The organism is Lutibacter sp. TH_r2 (assembly GCF_033101135.1).
In the GTDB taxonomy this organism is placed as follows: Bacteria; Bacteroidota; Bacteroidia; order Flavobacteriales; family Flavobacteriaceae; genus Lutibacter.
This window is the reverse complement of the sequence record NZ_JAWMPV010000002.1, coordinates 350,259-368,477: the sequence shown is the minus strand read 5'-3', so window position 1 is coordinate 368,477 and position 18,219 is coordinate 350,259. Positions and strand designations below refer to the sequence as shown.

Sequence of the window (18,219 nt, the reverse complement as noted above, 5' to 3'; positions counted from 1 at the left end):
AAACAAGTTCAGGATGACGAGAAAAACTAAAATGGTGTTTCAATATTTAATTGTTTGCAAAAATCGGCTATGGTAGCATCGGTGTTTTTACTTTGCTCATCAACTTCTTTTAATTGTTTAGAAACTTCAGCCAAATCTACTTGTTCTTCTTCTTCAAAAGTATCTACATAACGTGGTATGTTTAAATTGTAGTCATTTTCTTTTACTTCATTTAACGTGGCTACATAACTGTATTTATCTATGGTTTTTCGCTCTACATAAGTATTTACAATTTGCTCTATATCGGCATCTCGTAAATAGTTTTGCGTTTTAACTTTTTCAAACTGTTGGCTGGCATCTATAAATAAGATATTCTCTTTTACTGCGCTTTGTGGTCTGTTCTTTTTTAATACCAATATACAGGTTGGTATGCTTGTACCATAAAAAATATTGGCTGGCAAACCTATAACGGCATCTAAATAGTTGCGTTCTTCTATTAAAAACTTACGAATATGTCCTTCTGCAGCACCTCTAAACAATACACCGTGCGGTAATACACACGCCATTGTACCATTGTTATCTAATTGATGCACCATATGTTGTACAAAGGCAAAATCGGCCTTGCTTTTTGGTGCTAGTTTACCATAAGATGAAAAACGATCGTCGCTTAAAAATAACGGATTTGCACTCCACTTTGCCGAAAATGGTGGATTGGCTACTATGGCTTCAAAACTTTGATCTATATGGCTTGGCGATGGATTTTCTAGTGTATCCTCATTATAAATATCAAAGCGTTTGTAATGCACATTGTGCATAATCATATTCATACGGCATAAGTTGTAGGTTGTTGGGTTGCTTTCTTGCCCATTAAACGAGCCTACTTCTTTTACTTCTTTGGCTACACGCAATAACAACGAGCCCGAACCACACGTTGGATCGTACACACTTTTTAATTGTGTTTTACCTACAGTAACAATTTTGGCCAATATTTTACTTACCTGTTGTGGTGTGTAAAACTCACCTGCTTTTTTACCTGCGCCACTGGCAAACATACCTATTAAATACTCGTACGCATCGCCTAAAATATCGCTCTCGGTATTGTTTATGTCAAAATCTATTTCGTTTAAATGCGAAAGTACATTTACAATAAGTTCGTTTTTTGCGTTTTCAGATTTTCCTAGTTTGCTACTGGTTAAATCTAAATCTTCAAACAGGTTGCCAAAATCGTCTTCGCTTTCGCTACCCATTGTACTTTGCTCTATGTTGGTAAGTACTTTGCTTAAATCGTCTAAAATAAACTTGCTTTTACCTTCGGCATTTCCTCTACGGTTTAACTCGCTAAATAACTCACTTGGTGCTAAAAAATAACCTAGTGTATCTAACGCTTCGTCTTTTATGGCAAGTAAATATTCGTTTCCTGTTTCGGTAGTTGTATCAATTTCGCTAAATTTTAGATTGTCTGGTTCTAAAATTTCATTGGCAAACTGTAGCATTTTATCACTTAAATACTTGTAGAAAATAAAACCTAATATGTAGTTTTTAAATTCGTTACCATCCATATTACCACGAAGGCTGTCGGCAATATTCCACAGTTTTTGTTCTAATTGTTGTTTTTGTTCGGTCATTTAAATTGAATGCTATTTTTTTGAAGTCTAAAAATAAGAAACCTATTTCACATACACTTATGGAATACCATAAAATGTAGGTGGAATAGGTTGAAATTATTAATCTTTTTAATTTTCCTTATTATAAAATTATTTTATCTTTTACTTGTGATTCATCTGCTCTTTATGTGCAGCCGTTATTTTCTTTCCTAATTCACTGTACTCAATTGCGTTTGCTATTTTTTTTAACGAATTTAAAGAAACAGTACTTTGATCTTTTAGAGCACTATTAAGCTGGCAAGTTGGTAAAACATAAAAGTCCCATTGTTCCATTTTTAATGGATCTATTGTATTTTGGTCTTTATGTTTTAAATGACAAAACACATACAAATCCGCTTGTCTTTTTGGTTCTCCACGTTGATTTGTGTCATAATCCCAACCTCTAGTTGGTTTCACTGAAAAAGAAATAGAAGAATATTTATTTTGATTCCAGCTTTGAATATATGCAGCAGATTTAACCTCTATTTTTATTCCGTTTTCTGTTGTTAAATCATAAGCATCCCATTCTTCTCTTAAATTTTCAGGATTAAGCCCAACAGCAGAGCCAACAATAAATTCAGCAAAACTACCACGTGTAGCATTGCTTAATAAATCTGAAACACTCCAACGCCAGAAATCTAAAACACTGTATTTAATTTGTTTTCCTTGATCTGAAATACACTCGTTTCCACTTTTAGATGTTGCGTTAATTTTTTTAAGTTTATGCATGAAACCCGCCTTTTAAATGGTTTTTCTTTGTTTTGAACGTTAAATTTAGAAAAATCTACATTACTTTTTCAGCTAAATACTTTTGAACCTCATATACATCTACTTTACTATTAAATTTTTTACTTACAGTAGGTGTATTTTCGCTCGATATCCAAATTTTCAATTCAGCATCTAAATCAAAGGTTCCAGCAGTTTCAAGTGAAAACCTTGAAATGTTTTTATATGGCATTGATTTATATTCAACTTTACTACCTGTTATGCCTTGTATATCGATTAAAATCAATCGTTTATTAGTAAACATAAAAACGTCTCTAAACAATTTAAACCCAAGTTCTACTTGCTCACCATCTGCTAATAAACGTGCATATTTATCTGTTAATTTTTCTGAAGAAACCTCACTTGCGTTTCCTAATATTTTATTGAATATTCCCATAGTTTTTAATTTTTAACATAAACCACATAGGTTTTTGTAATTTTATCGTATAAGTTTTGATTTTTATCATCCCATAAAATCCAAATTGAAGGTATAAATAAATATCCTAAAACGTTTTTTAAAAATTCACGTAATGCACCTTCTTTAGCGTTGTTATAGTCAATGCCTGTTTCTGCCGATATAACTTTAATCTTTAAAATTCTATGTCCTAAATTACCACAAAATCTAGGGTAGAAAATAATTCCTACTATTGCTCCTGCTAATCCAGACCACAAGACCTCTAACAAGCTTGATTCTTCACCAACAATATTTAATATTGAAATATTAAATACCCAAGAAATAAATAAGACAAAAAGGATGAATATAAAGGTTTGAAATAAATTAGCTAGAAATCTATCTGATTTTGATGCTATGGTATATCCAAAAACACTATTCTCTTTCATGAAAACATTTTTTAAATTGAAGTTGTTGAAGTTTTATTTTGAACTAAATCTTTTAAAATTTGAAGTTCTTTTTCTTCCTCTTCAATAGTTAATTGATAGTCCCTTAATATTTCTTGTGTTAAACTATCGGCTTTGCTTATTAATTTGTTTCGATGTTTTAACTTTTTAGTCAATCTACTTATGTATAAAAATGATAAACCTAATAGAATAAAAACAATTGCTAAAACACCTATTGAGTCAACAATTTCTTTTTCAGCTGTTTTTTCGATTGACTTATCCAATTCATTTAAGAAAACATCAACTCTTCTTGGGTCATCTGAAGTTATTACTGCAAAAACACCATCTTTTAGTGTATTTCCAGCCATTTCTTTATATTCCTTTTTATAATCGTTAATCAATTCTTCTTTTAAAGTTTTATCTTTAAAAATAGTTTCAGGGTTGAAATAAAAAAAAGCACCTAATCCTATTAAAACTATAGATAAAACAATTAGAATAAGTCGTTTTAAAAAATAATATACGTTTCTAAAGGATCTTGAAAATTTAGATGAAAATAATTCAACATCTATATTTTCAAGTTGTTTTTTTCTTTCTCTTAAAATAGTTTGACGTTCGGTTTTTTTTAATAAAAAATCATTTAATTGGGTTTGGTTCATAGTAATTTTATTACAGTTAATACCTGTTTGTTGTTTAATAATAATATTTGTTCGGAGTGCAATTTTTCCAAATCAAATATAAGTTAACCTTACCATATGAACTATGATATTTATCAAATTAATTGTTTTGTTAAAAACACTTTTAATAGTGCTATTGGTTAATTTTATTTAAATTCGCTGATAGTGATATGGAAGAAAACACAGAGAAATACAGCTTATATTTATTAAAATTAAATAGAGGGTATAATAAGGGTTTGGGTCGAGCACCTCATAAGCCTATACTATTATTATCAATTCTTCAATTAATTAGATCAGGAAATATTGATTCTAATAAAATTTTTATAACCTCTGAACTTGTTTTAGCCTTCAAATCAAACTGGAATCAACTAGTTGAAACCAAACATACGCCTAATTTTGCGCTACCCTTTTTTCACATGAAAAGTGAGCCGTTTTGGAATCTTATTCCTAAACTTGGTATGAGGCCAACAATTACATCTTCAAAGAGTATAAAAAGTTTTAAGAATTTAAATGAAACAATTGCATATGCTGAAATTGACAAGGCTCTTTTTGATTTATTTAAATCAACTAAAACCTCATTAATTTTAGCGGAGTTACTATTAAAGAATTATTTTAAAGCATCTAATTTTACGCTTACTGAAACACCTCAACTTCAAATTGAAATTGAAGATCAAATCTTAAATGAGGGTAAGCATTCTTATACTTCCAAAATTGAAGAACTTCATAATAAGCTAAATGAAGAAGAATTTGAAGAAGAAATCTTTGTTAGAAGTGGAATTTTCAAAAAAACGATCCCAAAAATTTATAATTATCAATGCTGTATTTCAGAAATGAAAATTGAATCAACTGTAAATGCTCAAATGATTGATGCCTGTCATATTATACCATTTAGCGAATCTCATAATGACACTATTCAAAATGGAATTAGTTTATCTCCCAACTTGCATAGAGCATTTGATAGAGGATTATTAACAATAAGTAAAGATTTTATAGTTAGAATCTCACCAACCGTATCTGATAATAATTCAGTTTATTCAATTAGGCAATTTGATGGTAAACAAATTAGCCTTCCTATAAACCCAAAACATTACCCTTCAACAGAATCTTTAGATTGGCATAAGAAAGAAATTTATCAAATATAAGTACTACTCTTTAGAATTTTTTATTTTTTACACACGGTGTTGTAAGCAGTTTTTACCTCATGTATTATTTTATTCACATAGATTTCTCTCTTTATAGACGTCTGTGCTGGATGATAAGCATTTATTAAAATTTTACCTTTTAATTCACAATCACTTAATACACTTTCCTTCAGTTTTTTAAACGTATCATTACCCGCTGTACAAATTATAATATCTGGATTAATTGTTTTAATTTGGTCAAGAAGCGCAACCTTATTTTCATTGAAATATTTTAAAATATTTTTGTTATTTGATTTTGATGATGCTGGTAATTTCTGAATATTTATATAACCAATATTTTTTAATGACTTACTATACTCCTTGTAAATTTTATTTTTATCAAGTTTATCAAATTCATCAATATTGTTCAATATTGCGTATGTTACGTATGTGATAGGATGAAATGTTGCTGATGAATCTTTATTTAATCCTTCTGACCTTACCTTTCTAATATTTTCAACAATTGACCAACCACCACCAGTATTATTTTCACCATCTCTAGGTTCTTTAAGTATCCATAAAATCTTATAATTTGACTCGAAATAAGTCTTTAAATCAACAATACCATCTTTAATCCATTTTCTATCTCTTGTCTCAAGTAACTCATAATGATTTTCAAGTCTTTTATTTAACTCATCAATTTCTTTTTCAAATATTGATAATTTTTGAGTTTTCATAAGTGTTTCGTATTAAATTACTGCCAATGGTAAATTGTATGAGTAGTGGTAGATTGCGTGATACTTTTCTGTCAAGCCGATACGCAGTTTGAGCGGGCTATAAACCTTGATATTAAGCATTATACCTGCCATTACTTATACAAAATGTTATAGCCATTTGCTTTATTCTCCAAAATACCTTCGTATCATCTCCTGTAATTCCATTTCATTAACCGGTTTAGTTATATAGTCATTACACCCTGCTTCTATTGCTTTGTCCTTGTCTCCTGTAAGAGCAAAAGCCGTTTGTGCAATAATAATCACGTTTTTATTGAATTTGCGAATTTCGCGAGTCGCTTGATATCCGTTCATTTTGGGCATTTGTATATCCATAAGTACTAAATCAATATCTGAATGCTGACGACAAGTTTCTATCGCATCTATACCATTTGTTGCTTTAAGTATTTCTTTGCTGAACTTTTTCAGTTTTATCGAAATTAACATTTCGGATGCTTCATCATCCTCGGCAATTAATACTTTCAAGTCAGAAACTTCCGAAATTATTGATTCTGTTTCGTTTTCGGGTATTTTATCAATTAAGATATCGTTTTCCTTCTTTGAATTTATATTACAAGGAAGAGTAAAAAAGAAGGTTGAACCTTTAGATTCTTCACTTTCTACCCAAATTCTGCCACCCAGCATTTCAACATAGGCTCTCGAAATAGCCAATCCCAACCCAGCCCCTTGCCGAGCCATTTTATCTGTAATATCAGCTTGAATAAAACGTTCGAAAATCACTTCTGCCTTTTCAGTTGAAATACCTATTCCGCTATCTTTCACATAAAATTCCACTTCTTCACCTTTATTAATACAACCAAATTCTATTGTTCCTTCATCTGTATATTTTATGGCATTTTTAACCAAGTTAGAGAGTGTACCATAAAACTTTTCACTATCCGTATTAATCGTTGATTCCTTTTCCGGCAACTCACATGTAAAACATAGTTTAAGATTTTTATGGTCGGCATCGAGTTTTAAAGAATCGTAAACAAATTGCAACTGATTATTTATGTTTGTTTCGGAAAGGTTAATATCCACAATCCCCGCTTCTATTTTAGAGATACTTACAATATTATTAATAATATTCAGCATTCGGGCACCGCTTTTTTCGATAATCTGAATATACTTCTGTTGTTTTTTGTCAGTTAAATAAGGTTCTTTCAGTAGTCCGGCAAAACCAAGAATTCCATTCATTGGAGTTCTGATTTCATGACTCATATTAGCCAGAAAGGCTGATTTTAATTGGGTGCTTTCTTGAGCTTTTTCTTTGGCGACAACTAAATCCTCTATAATTCTTTTTCTTTCCGTAATATCTTCGCTAACCGACACAAAGTTGGTCAATACCTGGTCTTCATAAATGGGTGAAATTGCCTTGTTTACCCAATAAAATTCCCCGTTTGATTTTTTATTTTGAAATTCACCAGACCAGGTTTTTCCGGCATTTATTGTATTCCACAATTCTTTATAAACCGTATTGGGAGTTTTACCTGATTTGAGCAAGCGTGTTGTATTTTGACCAATAGCTTCATCGGATGTATAACCAGTTATTTTAACAAACGCCTGATTTACATACTCAATAATCCCTTTTTTATCGGTAATTGTAATTGCAACCGGGCTTTGTTCAACCGAACGGCTTAGTAAGCGAATTAGATGCTCCTGTTTTTTCTTCTCACTAATATCGTGGACAATGGAATATAAATATTGCTTCCCTGAAATGTTGATAGTACTCGAAAAAACTTCCACGGCAGTAGCAACACCATTAGCTTTTCTGTGTTTAAACTCTAGGTACACTTTTCCATTTTTTTTGGCAAGCGCAATAATTTTTTTTATTTCCGAAATTGGCAATGTGTTAATATCGCCAATATTCATTTGGCAAAGTTCCTGTAAACTCCATCCATAAAATGCAGCAGCAGCAGGATTGGCATCGAAAATTTGTCCGGTTTCAGCACATATTAATAATTTAACCGCCGTATGGTCGTAAAATAGTTGTTTAAATTTTTTCTCGCCTTCTTCTGCTTTTAACTTGGCTGTCACTAAATCATGGTTTAATTTTAAAATATCTGAGTTCTGAATTTTAAGTAGCTTCTCAATTTTTTTTCTTTTAATAATATTAGCAGACAATACAGCAATTAAAGCAAGTAATGCCAATAAAATCAAAAGCGTAATAAGTATAGCTTGTTTATACTTATTCCAAAATGAAACTGGTTGATTAATGATGATTGAATTATCGGGAAGTTTATTAAGTGGAACATTATATCGTATTAGTTGATTGTAGTCAAACATAAAAACATTCGGACTCTCATTAACCACCCTTATATCAGAAATAGATTGCCCTGAAAGAATATTGCAGACAACTTCTGCCGCTTTTTTCCCTTGGTCGAAATGCGAGATAATCTTCCCTCCAAAAACACCATTACCCATCCCATGCTCCCATAAATGGAAAAGCGGTGCATTAAGGTTTTTATGAAGGTGATTAATTGTATTGTGAAAATCAACAGTGTTATGTATTTTGTCGCTATAGGCAGAAAGAAGCAATACGGGTGTATTGGAGGAGATTGTTTTTAATTTGGCTTTATATTCGGAATAGGTAAGCTGCGACAGGTTAATTTCTTTGAACTTTGTATTAGGTATTTGTGCCGATATTTTTCTGTACAATTCTAAATCAGACAAACCGCTACTTGTACTATCCGTTATACAATATACGCTGCCGGTTTCAGGAAAGAGTCGTATCATAAGTTCAATTGTCTCTTTCATCGAAACAGATTCAACTATTCCTGTTACATAGGGATTAGAATTTTGTTTTAGTGCTTTTTCGATGTTATTTACCCCAAAAAATACAATAGGAATATTTTTAAACAATTCATCCTCGTGTCGCAATACAAAGTTAAAAGCATCATCATCTGCAGTAAGCACCTCATCATATTTTGTGCTGTTTGCAAGCTTGTTTTTTAGTGATTTGTAGAATAAATCATACGTTGCAGGCTTAGTAAATCTTTTACTATCCATAAACTCTACATCAAGGTTAACATCAGTTGTATCTAGAATCGATTTAATACCGTTTATTTGCTGAAAATAAGTCGGAAACCGGGAATTATATGAACTTATAAGCAAAACATTCTTGTTCTCCTGCGCAGATATATCAAACGATAAATACAGGAAAAAAAATACTAGTAATATATTCCATTCTTTCATTGTCTTCTATTTTGATTATTAAAATAGCATATTAGAATAATTTCCAGTATACCTATATTATAGACGCACTTAGCATTGGCTATAACGTGATTGTGTATGATTTCGTTGCGTTTTTAAGCAACTAATTTAGTAAATAATTACCGACCAAGAAAATCCGATAGGATTTTCGTAAATGTGCTAAAACCAAAATATAAAATATACCAGTTGATACCACACGTTTTTATTTTCAATTTTCTTTTTTTAGTGTAAAACGTGAATTATTATGTTCATATGACAACGTTTCTTCTGATAATTCCAATATATAAAACTTCTCCAGTCTTGAATTGAATCGAATATCAATTATATCACTATCGTCAATAGACCAGATACCATTTGTTACATCTTTATTTTTATCATTAAAAACAAAAGTGTCGTCATCCCAAAATTCAATTGTGCCTAAATTATCTTTCCAAATTCCAATTAATTTTTCTCGTACAATATCTGATTGATTGAAACTTTTGTTTTCACTGACTTTTGTTTTTAGTAGCTCAACTTTACTTTCAAATTCGTCTTTCGTAAAGAGTCCACTTTCAAATAGATTTTTTAAATTGAGATAACCTTTTGATTTATAAATTCTATCAATTTTAATCTGATTTTCTATAATATCTATTTTCTCTCGATATTCAGATTCATTTAGCAATCCTTTTTCTTTAAGAATTTCAACACTCTGTTTTTGTTCCGTTTTTGAAAATCCTTGTTTTTTTGTTTTAGGTGTACTTTCTTTTGATGATGAATTTATATTGACATTTAATGAAGGTTTAATAGAAGAATTGTAGAAAAAAAAAATAATTGCTAAAATCCATTGTGCTGGTGGGAATATAATACAAAAGAGTAAGATTATCTTTTGAGGTTTAGTAAAATTATCTGAATTCCAAATGTAAATTGATGTGCCTGTAACTGCTCCAACTAATAAGCCAACTCCAATTTGTGTATTCATATTTCTAAACGTTTTTTAATTTTTTCAAACAGTCCATAATAGGAATCCTTTTGTCCCTTTTGTTTTGAAACTACTTCTTTAATTAATCTATTGTTTAAATAATATACCATTCCATTTTCCCAAGAATTCCAAACCTCATTGGGTATTCTTCCCATAGTTTTCCATAAATATTCTTCTGCGCAAAAATTTAAATAGTCAATTATAAACTTTTCATATTCTGATGATATTTGATACTCTTTATCTTCTTCCGATTTCTCAACAATTTCTTGTAAGACGTTATTAAATGTTTGGTCATATTTATAGTTGAATTCCGTAAATAGTTCTTTAAAGAGTTTATCATTTTCAGTTTTAGATTGTCTAATTCCGAGTGATAATGAAATTCCAGTTGCGATAACAGCACCTAGCACTTCAACTTTTTCTTTAGTTAAATAGAATAATCCGATTCCAATCACCATTGAAACTAGATTTATTAATATTATGTCAGCGTATTTTTTCAAATGTGTGGTAACGGTTTAATAAATGAAAAGTAGCGTTTTTGAAAACGATATTTTCCGATGTTTAAATTTAATATTTTTTAGGTTTAGAAACATTCTATTTTAATAAATGAAGCTATTTTTTATGTACGTTGTTGTGCGCTGGTTTTTTTAATTATTTCATTATATTTTTTTCTTTATATATGCTTAAAAGACGAGATGTATCAATCAAATGGATTATATAATTCTTGAAATGACTAATGTTTAAAATCTTATAACTTACATTTTCTGAAAACGGTTCTACAGTATCAAAGTGATAATTGTTTTCAAGAAATTCTTCATTGTCAATTACGTAAGTCATTTTTATGTTATGAGCTAAACATTTTTTGAGTTTCCTTTCATCCCTTTTTTTATTCTTTTCAAATAATTGATTAGCAGATTTTTCTCCATTACCACCAAAATCGACTGGTTTAAAATGTTGAACTCCTTGACATTCAACTGCTATGTTCAACTCTGGAAGATAAAAGTCTAACGATTGCCGACCTAACCATTTGAACCTTTTTTGTCTTTTATATGTTATTTTTTGTTCATCCAATATTAATGCGAGTTCTCTTTCTAATTTAGATTCATTGCATATTGGACAACCGCTTTTTCTGGATAAGTGACTATTCGGTGTAACCTCAAACACGCCATGTTCAGGACAAATAAGACTAACTTTTGTTTGTCCATTTACGTATTTAACTTTTGAGTAGTTAAACTTATCTCCAAACAACTCTTTTGCTTTATTAATGAATAGTTCTTTACCCATTGCTCTGTCTTTTGCCATTTGGTCAAAATGACATTTAGGACAACCACGACCCTTTAAATGCTGAACTGCGCTTTGTTTAAAGATTCCATGAGTAAGACAATTTATCTCTAATTTATCTGTAGCATTAAAACATTGGGTCACAGAATAGTCATACTTATCTCCATGGACCTTTTTAGCATTTTTTATGAAATATCTAGTGTTGTATTTATTTACTTTGGATTTAGCTATTTCTCTACCACATTTTCTACATCCACATTTAAGTCTGATATGATTTTGTGGCACTTGCTCAAATTCCCCATGAATTTGACATATGATTGTTATTTTAGTTCTAGTATTTTTCCATTCTACTTTAGAATAATCATATTTTTTACCATGTATTTCTTGAGCTTGTGAAAGAAATTTTTCGAAAGAAGTCAGTCTATATTTTCCATGACTGTACTTATAAGCACATTTCTTACAACCATTTCCTGATAGATGATTAGTTGCTTTTTGATAAAATTCGCCATGTTCTGGACATATTATGCAAACTTCGTTGTGGCTGCCTGTATATTCTACTTTTGAATAGTCAAATTTATCGCCATGGACTTTCTTTGCTTTTTCAATAAACTCTGTGTTGGGCACAGTATTTATATCATCTTTACTGTTTGTGCACACGGTCCAGTTTTATTTTTTCCCATTTCATAAGTAACTAATTGACCGTTTTCAAGTTGTTTCCAATCGCTCCAATTTGCTATGTCAATAAAATCATATCGGTGAGCGAACACTCTACTGTCTTTAGTTTCTATAAAAACGTAATTATCTTTAGGATTTTTTGTTCTACGAATGTTTCCAACTAATTTTTCTTCTTCTGATTTAAAATTAATTAAGCTATTTAAAGAATCATCTGAAAATTTATCTTTATAATGTAAAATTATTTTTTCCTTTAAATCAACTGTTAAATTGATGAATTTGTCATTATCTAGGATTAATTCTTTTATATATTCCTTATAATCTTGAATTTTTACAACTGGTAATATTCTAATAAAAGTTAATATGGCAACACTAAAATTCTTTGCCATTTTATAATCGACAATCTTTTCTTGTACGCAATCCTCAAATAATTCAAAAGCTTTTTTATAGTGTCTTATTCCATTATCAATATCTGTTTGAATTGTAAGTTCACTTTTACCTGTTTCTGAATAATATGATATTAATTCTGTATTCGCGATTCTTAAGTTTTTAGGGTCAAGTGCAACATTTTCCTTAAGATTTCTTACAACTTGAATAGCCTTATTAAATTCTTGTGCTGAATTGAAACATCTTGCTATTAAGAATGCTGTAAATGGATGATTCGGTTTTTGTTCATATACTTTTTTAGCATATACTAATGCACTTTCGACATCTTCTAATTTGAACACTAAAAATTGTGCATAATAGAATAAAAGCCTTGGGTTTTCAGGTGCAATCTCTAATCCTAATTGATAATCCTCTTCTGCACTTAATAAATCTCCTTGTGTAGCTTTAATAAAAGCACCTACTCTATAAACTTCAAAATAATTTGGATCAATGTTTTTAGCCTCTTTTACCTTTAGTAATGCATTATCAAAATCTCCATTTTTTGAAAAAAGTAAGGCTTCGTGTAAAAATTTAGCACTAATCATTTGATTTTGATTATCATAAACTAAAGCGTTGAGAGCAAATTCATTGTACTTTTGGACTTTGTTTATTTGCCTAATTCCTGAACTTAATTCTTTAGATTTTTTAATATTGGCTTTGACGTAAGATTGTTCAATTGGGTACTTTTTAGATAGAAAATCTTTTGCAAAGTCTGATATATAATAAATTACTTCTTCATAGTTATTACCATCTTCAATTTGTCTAGAAATTAAGGTAGTTTTAAATAGTTCAATTAAAAATTTTCGAGTTTCAAGAGGTTGATATGATGACAGATAAATAATTTCAGCAATAGTAACTTTTTTTCTAGAAGCTCTTATCGTTTTTAAAATTGAAATTGCTCCTTCACTTAATTTTTCATAAACATTGGTTAAACAGAAATCAAGTAAATCCTCTTTATTATTAATTACTTCGTGAGGAGCAATTCCAGTTTCTACAGTACTAACAAACCATTTAATTGCTAAAGGGTTAAAGTAAAGTTTACTTGAAATTTCTACCAAAGTTTTTTGAGGAAGTTTCATTAAGGTTTCACTATTTCTAATTCTTGCAATCTCTCTAATTAATTTGGCTGATTCAGTTTCGGAAAGACCTTTTAATTTTCTAGGATATTCTAGCTCTCCTAAACCAATTCTTGAAGTAATCAAAATATTACATTTAGTTTGAGCTTCCCTAATAAACTCTCTTACCTCTGGACTTTGAATTGTTTCTAAATTATCAATTACTAATAAAGTTTTAAAATAATCAAGATATTCTAAAATTTCATGAAGTTTACTATCTGTTCCTATTGAATCACTGATTTCAGAAATCAATCCAGAATAATCAGTAATTGCTGTAAAGATATCCTCTATCCCTTTAGATGTTAGCATTGTTGTTTTGGCGGACGTCCAAATTATTAATTCAAATGGACAATTTTCATTCATATCGACAATGTCATAGGCAACTTTTAATGCTAGTGCCGTTTTACCAATTCCTCCATCTCCTAAAACAGAAACAACTTTATTTGAAAGAACTAATTTTGTTAAAGCTTCAATATCTTGGCTTCTACCTATAAAACCTGTTTCGTCAAAGTCAGGAACAGGTAAATTATGACTTACTTTTGAGATTTCTTCATCTAAATGGTTAGTTGGGAACTTTAATGTTAATACATATGAAGGATCTTTTTCAATTTTATCTCTCGTATCAATCGTTACTGACCATTCAATTGGATCTGATTTTTTAAGGTTAGAAATGAAATTATATGTGAAAGAAAAATCACCACCTAATAAAGGACGAGTGTGCATTACACGATTCCTTATTGGTGTTAAATCACTTAATTGTTTAAATCTTCCTTTTAGATAATTAACTGTTTCTTTTTTTAAGAATTCCTTGTTTTGATTTAGGATTGTAAATGTATCTTGAAAATCAAGAAATTCAATTACTTCATCTAAATTTTCTGAATAATTTACACCAGGATTATCTTTTTCAAATCGTTCAATTATTTTTTTTTCTAATTCTGCATTTTTAAAAAATGCTAAATTTTCAAAATATGGGGTAATGTTTTTTTTAATAGAGTTTTTCAAATCTATTTCAACTCCATAAATTAATGCAGCTAATGTTAATCTTGTTTCTGTAATTTTTGACATTTGCAATTTTTTTATATTCTGCCCAACTCCTTATATAATTACTAATAGCACTACTTAAACATATTATACCCCAGATAAAACAATAATTACTTTATTAGTAAAAATACCTTTTAAAATAAATGATATAACTCAACCACTTTTATCTCTAAAATATACACTGATAAACCAACTATAGTTAAAAGTATAGAATTAAATATGTTTTGTTTTTAGCAATTCTATTTTTGTTACTCAAATTTAAAAAAATATGTCTAAATAAATATAAATCTTACAATTTTTATCAAAATTTAAAATCATTCTAGTTTTGTACCTATTGTACCTCAAAAAAGAGTCATTTTTCCTTATTTTGCTCACTTCCTAAATGTCGGTGGGGAATTTTGACAAAAAAAAGCAACAAAAAATGCTCTTTTTGAACTTGGCCAACTTCTCCCATCAAAAAAGTGATAATTTCAATAAACCCAGTGATAATAAGGGCTCACAGGGTGGTGAAATTAAGGGAGAAATGATTACCTTTGAAAAAGTTACTAACAATTGCAAACTTTTGTGCTAAATGTTTTGCCTTTTTGTACCTCAATTCTTCTGAAAGCCTATAAATAAAGGGATTGCTAAATGTTGTATCGAAATTATAACGAACAAGAGGGTTTGTTTTACAATTTTTTCATTCTTTTTAAATGCCTACTCTATTCAGTTTTCGGCTACCCTCATTAGTTTACCTCAAATGTACTTTAACAAAAAAATAAAGCCTTACGGTTACCCGTAAAGCTTTAGAATCTTTTTCAATATTTACAACAATTTCCCTTATTTTTTTATAGATTAAAATCTATAAGACTCTATATTGATAATTAAAATTAATCTTTTTCATAGCAATTAATTTCACTTCAAAAATAAGGTGTTCTATGCTAACTTTTATACGGATTTCCGTAAACAGTTAGTTTTTCTAAAAAATATTAAACTAAACCTAAATCTTTTGCTATGGAAACTAAATGAGTAGGATTATTAGCATTAAAATGTTCTCTTAAAATATAAGCTTTATAATGATGATTTTTTGCTTTAATAATTTCTAAAGTATCATTTTTTTCACTTTTTTGTGTAAAAAATGAAGCTGACCATAGCACTAAAAAAAATAAATTGAGAGGTGAATTTTATCTAATTTTTCTAAAGAGTTTTATCATTGGTTAACTGTTTTGGATAATAAAAATCAGAATTCTCTTTTTTTTTATTTTTCCAATTTAATATGTAAAAATAAATTTACATTCTCTTCTTCTTTTCCTATTCTAATATTTTCAGGTTTATAACCTGCTTTTTCGGCAAGTTCTTTTAATTCAATTTCCGTTCTATGAATTAAATACCATTCTCCCAAAAGTTCCATATAATCTCTACTAGGATTGTGGTTTTTGTTGAAATTTCCGATAATTATTTCACCATCTGGATTTAACCAATTTTTAAATTTCTTTAAAATTAAGATAAATGCTTTATCATTAAAATAATCAAATAGCCCTGCTGACCAAATTACATCGTATTTATTATTTTCAGAGTGTCTAAAAATATTTTTATGAATGAATGTGATTTGATTAAGGTATTTCTTATTCAATTTTTTTGCATATTTAATTGCAGCTTCATCCATATCAATACAAACAGTATTCATATTAAGCCCAATATTTTCCTCATATAGTTCAAATAAATCTCTCGCGGGTCCACTTGCAACATTCATAAGGTTTAAAGGTTGTTTATTTTTGATTTTTGACTTTATATCTTTTTTAAGATACTCTTTTCTATTTCTTACGGCTTTTGGAGCTGATTGACGGTGGAAATATTCGTCCCAAATTTGATATTTTTCAATTGATGATTTATGAAAAGTGTAAATTTTATCAATCATTAAAAAATCACCAGCATATCCAAAAGGTTTTCTCAACCCATATCCCTGGATTGTATTTTCTAAAAAATCTTTTCCAAAACTTCCATTTATCTTAGAGATATCTTCTTTTGATATTTCACCATTTTTAAATTCTATACTTATTTTTGAAATTAAATTATCTAGTTTGTCAAAATCTTTCTCGGATTTAATTTCTTGGGTTAACATTTCTATTTTTGATTGTTTCATTTTTGCTTTTTGGGGTTATTTTTAAAATGGCAAGTTATTTAATGATCCGTATTTTTATTTAAAGTTCTACATTAATTTTACAAGGTGTTGCAACCAGTTTTTGTTAAATTCTAATTTTAAAATACATACGTTAATCTAAAACTTATCCCTGTAATATTGTATGAATTATTTTCTGTATTTAAACTTGATGATTTTAAAATTGACATATCTAATTTAGGTTGGTATTCTATTAAAAAGTCAATTTTTTGATTTAATATATTAAACACTGCTCCTGCATTTATATTATAACACAATTCATTATTAGTAGTATAGTTTGTGTAAGTTAGGCTATTTGAATTTGAAGTCAAAAAAATTGAAGAGTTTGAATTTAGAATTATTCCACCTGAAATCCCTATATATGGTTTAATATTTGTATTAAGATTATTAAATAAATAATTAGTACCTAACATAAGTTTTGTAAGTTGAGTTTCACTATATAAAGTATAATCTAAATTGTTAATCTTTTGTTTATTTTTCATAAAGTAATCCACAGAGATATTGAAATCTAAATTTTCATCCAACATATTTGAATGAAAGTATAATTTAGCGCCTACTGATGTAAGGATTGTATTAGTTGCTGAAATATCAATTATATTATTATAATCAGTATTTAAATTCATTAATCCGAGAGATACTCCAAATTCAATTTTTTCGATTGGCGCCATTGATTTTTCTATTGCTTCATCAGCAATTTGTATTTCTGATTCTAAATTACAAGAGTTGTAAATTTTAATAATATTTTTTAAATTTCTTAAGGTAAGATTTGTAGCATTTTGTTCTAATTTATTTACTGCTAATTTACAGTTATTAATAAATAAAGAAACTACTCCTGATTTGAATACAGGATAATTTAAATATTCTTTTTTAGCTATTTCTTTTAAACCAAATTTACTGTTTTCTAAATAATAGTTGCTTTTACTTTTATAAAGAGATAATTCTCCACTTGAAATTTGAAGGAATAAGTATCTTCCCCAACCATAGTCTTTTACAAGATATGATTTGTCTTCAATTACTACTTTTGTAATATTATCTAAATTTGAATTTGAATTTTCAAAACGAATATTTTTAATAAGATCATTTTCATAAATAAATATTCCAGAAGTTTTTATTTGTGAACTATCGGTTTTAAAAATAGTCATATTCATAAGTTGTTGAGAAAAAGAGTTTAAACTCAATAGAGTAATACAAAAAAAGGTTAAAATTGTTTTCATAGTATATTATTATTTTAGTAATATTTAAACATCTATAACTAGCTGTTTTGTGATAATTACAACTAGGTACATCTTGAAAAATAGAAGTACTTAAAAGCATTATATTAAGAATAAAACACTAATATTAATTAAAAATTAATTTAAACAAACAATCTAGTTCAGCAGTGTTTATTTTTAGAAAAAACACTAATAATCCAACCTTGTTTAATAAGTGTGGTATAAAAATTTATTTGATCTTTAGCAATTCTATTATGTTACTCAAATTTAAAAAAAAACGATTATATATATTTATAATCTTATAAATTTTATTGAAATTTAGAATCATTCCATTTATGTGCCTTTACAGTTTAAA

General features: G+C 28.7%; 15 protein-coding genes. 1 reads left to right on the top strand and 14 read right to left on the bottom strand.

Annotated features, from left to right (window positions below; all coding sequences use genetic code 11):
• Positions 1-26 precede the first annotated feature (26 nt).
• The 5 genes from R3X25_RS09010 to R3X25_RS08990 all read right to left on the bottom strand — a co-directional run bounded on the left by R3X25_RS09010 (position 27) and on the right by R3X25_RS08990 (position 3,880).
• Positions 27-1,604: a type I restriction-modification system subunit M gene (locus R3X25_RS09010; RefSeq protein WP_317674014.1), complete on the bottom strand. Its 1,578-nt coding sequence runs from the start codon at positions 1,602-1,604 to the stop codon at positions 27-29.
• 141 nt (positions 1,605-1,745) lie between these two features.
• Complete coding sequence (locus R3X25_RS09005) at positions 1,746-2,351, bottom strand: hypothetical protein (RefSeq protein ID WP_317674012.1); 606 nt, start codon at positions 2,349-2,351, stop codon at positions 1,746-1,748.
• Positions 2,352-2,406: 55 nt separating this feature from the next.
• Positions 2,407-2,784, bottom strand: coding sequence for a PH domain-containing protein (locus R3X25_RS09000; RefSeq protein ID WP_317674010.1), 378 nt, complete (start codon positions 2,782-2,784; stop codon positions 2,407-2,409).
• A gap of 5 nt (positions 2,785-2,789) precedes the next feature.
• The gene (locus tag R3X25_RS08995; protein WP_317674008.1) at positions 2,790-3,227 is read right to left on the bottom strand and encodes an RDD family protein; all 438 of its coding nucleotides are present in this window, start codon (positions 3,225-3,227) and stop codon (positions 2,790-2,792) included.
• Positions 3,228-3,238: 11 nt separating this feature from the next.
• Positions 3,239-3,880: a hypothetical protein gene (locus tag R3X25_RS08990; RefSeq protein ID WP_317674006.1), complete on the bottom strand. Its 642-nt coding sequence runs from the start codon at positions 3,878-3,880 to the stop codon at positions 3,239-3,241.
• 188 nt (positions 3,881-4,068) lie between these two features.
• On the opposite strand from R3X25_RS08990, the gene R3X25_RS08985 reads away from it, so the two are divergent.
• Complete coding sequence (locus R3X25_RS08985; RefSeq protein WP_317674004.1) at positions 4,069-5,040, top strand: HNH endonuclease; 972 nt, start codon at positions 4,069-4,071, stop codon at positions 5,038-5,040.
• A 20-nt stretch (positions 5,041-5,060) separates the two neighbouring features.
• Here the strand turns inward: R3X25_RS08985 and R3X25_RS08980 are convergent, their stop codons facing one another.
• The 9 genes from R3X25_RS08980 to R3X25_RS08940 all read right to left on the bottom strand — a co-directional run bounded on the left by R3X25_RS08980 (position 5,061) and on the right by R3X25_RS08940 (position 17,795).
• Positions 5,061-5,756: a hypothetical protein gene (locus R3X25_RS08980; protein WP_317674002.1), complete on the bottom strand. Its 696-nt coding sequence runs from the start codon at positions 5,754-5,756 to the stop codon at positions 5,061-5,063.
• 162 nt (positions 5,757-5,918) lie between these two features.
• The gene (locus R3X25_RS08975) at positions 5,919-8,987 is read right to left on the bottom strand and encodes an ABC transporter substrate binding protein (RefSeq protein WP_317674000.1); all 3,069 of its coding nucleotides are present in this window, start codon (positions 8,985-8,987) and stop codon (positions 5,919-5,921) included.
• 226 nt (positions 8,988-9,213) lie between these two features.
• On the bottom strand, positions 9,214-9,963 hold the full coding sequence (locus tag R3X25_RS08970; RefSeq protein WP_317673998.1) for a hypothetical protein: 750 nt from the start codon (positions 9,961-9,963) through the stop codon (positions 9,214-9,216).
• Positions 9,960-10,418, bottom strand: a complete 459-nt coding sequence (locus tag R3X25_RS08965) for a hypothetical protein (RefSeq protein ID WP_317673996.1) — start codon at positions 10,416-10,418, stop codon at positions 9,960-9,962. Before R3X25_RS08965 ends, R3X25_RS08970 begins: the two co-directional genes overlap by 4 nt.
• A gap of 193 nt (positions 10,419-10,611) precedes the next feature.
• Complete coding sequence (locus R3X25_RS08960; RefSeq protein ID WP_317673994.1) at positions 10,612-11,865, bottom strand: hypothetical protein; 1,254 nt, start codon at positions 11,863-11,865, stop codon at positions 10,612-10,614.
• Between the two features lie 5 nt (positions 11,866-11,870).
• A complete protein-coding gene (locus R3X25_RS08955; protein WP_317673992.1) occupies positions 11,871-14,519 on the bottom strand; it encodes a tetratricopeptide repeat protein in 2,649 nt (882 codons plus the stop codon).
• A 944-nt stretch (positions 14,520-15,463) separates the two neighbouring features.
• On the bottom strand, positions 15,464-15,631 hold the full coding sequence (locus tag R3X25_RS08950) for a hypothetical protein (RefSeq protein ID WP_317673990.1): 168 nt from the start codon (positions 15,629-15,631) through the stop codon (positions 15,464-15,466).
• Positions 15,632-15,732: 101 nt separating this feature from the next.
• Positions 15,733-16,617, bottom strand: coding sequence for a class I SAM-dependent methyltransferase (locus tag R3X25_RS08945; protein WP_317673988.1), 885 nt, complete (start codon positions 16,615-16,617; stop codon positions 15,733-15,735).
• A gap of 116 nt (positions 16,618-16,733) precedes the next feature.
• On the bottom strand, positions 16,734-17,795 hold the full coding sequence (locus tag R3X25_RS08940; protein ID WP_317673986.1) for a hypothetical protein: 1,062 nt from the start codon (positions 17,793-17,795) through the stop codon (positions 16,734-16,736).
• Positions 17,796-18,219: the final 424 nt, after the last annotated feature.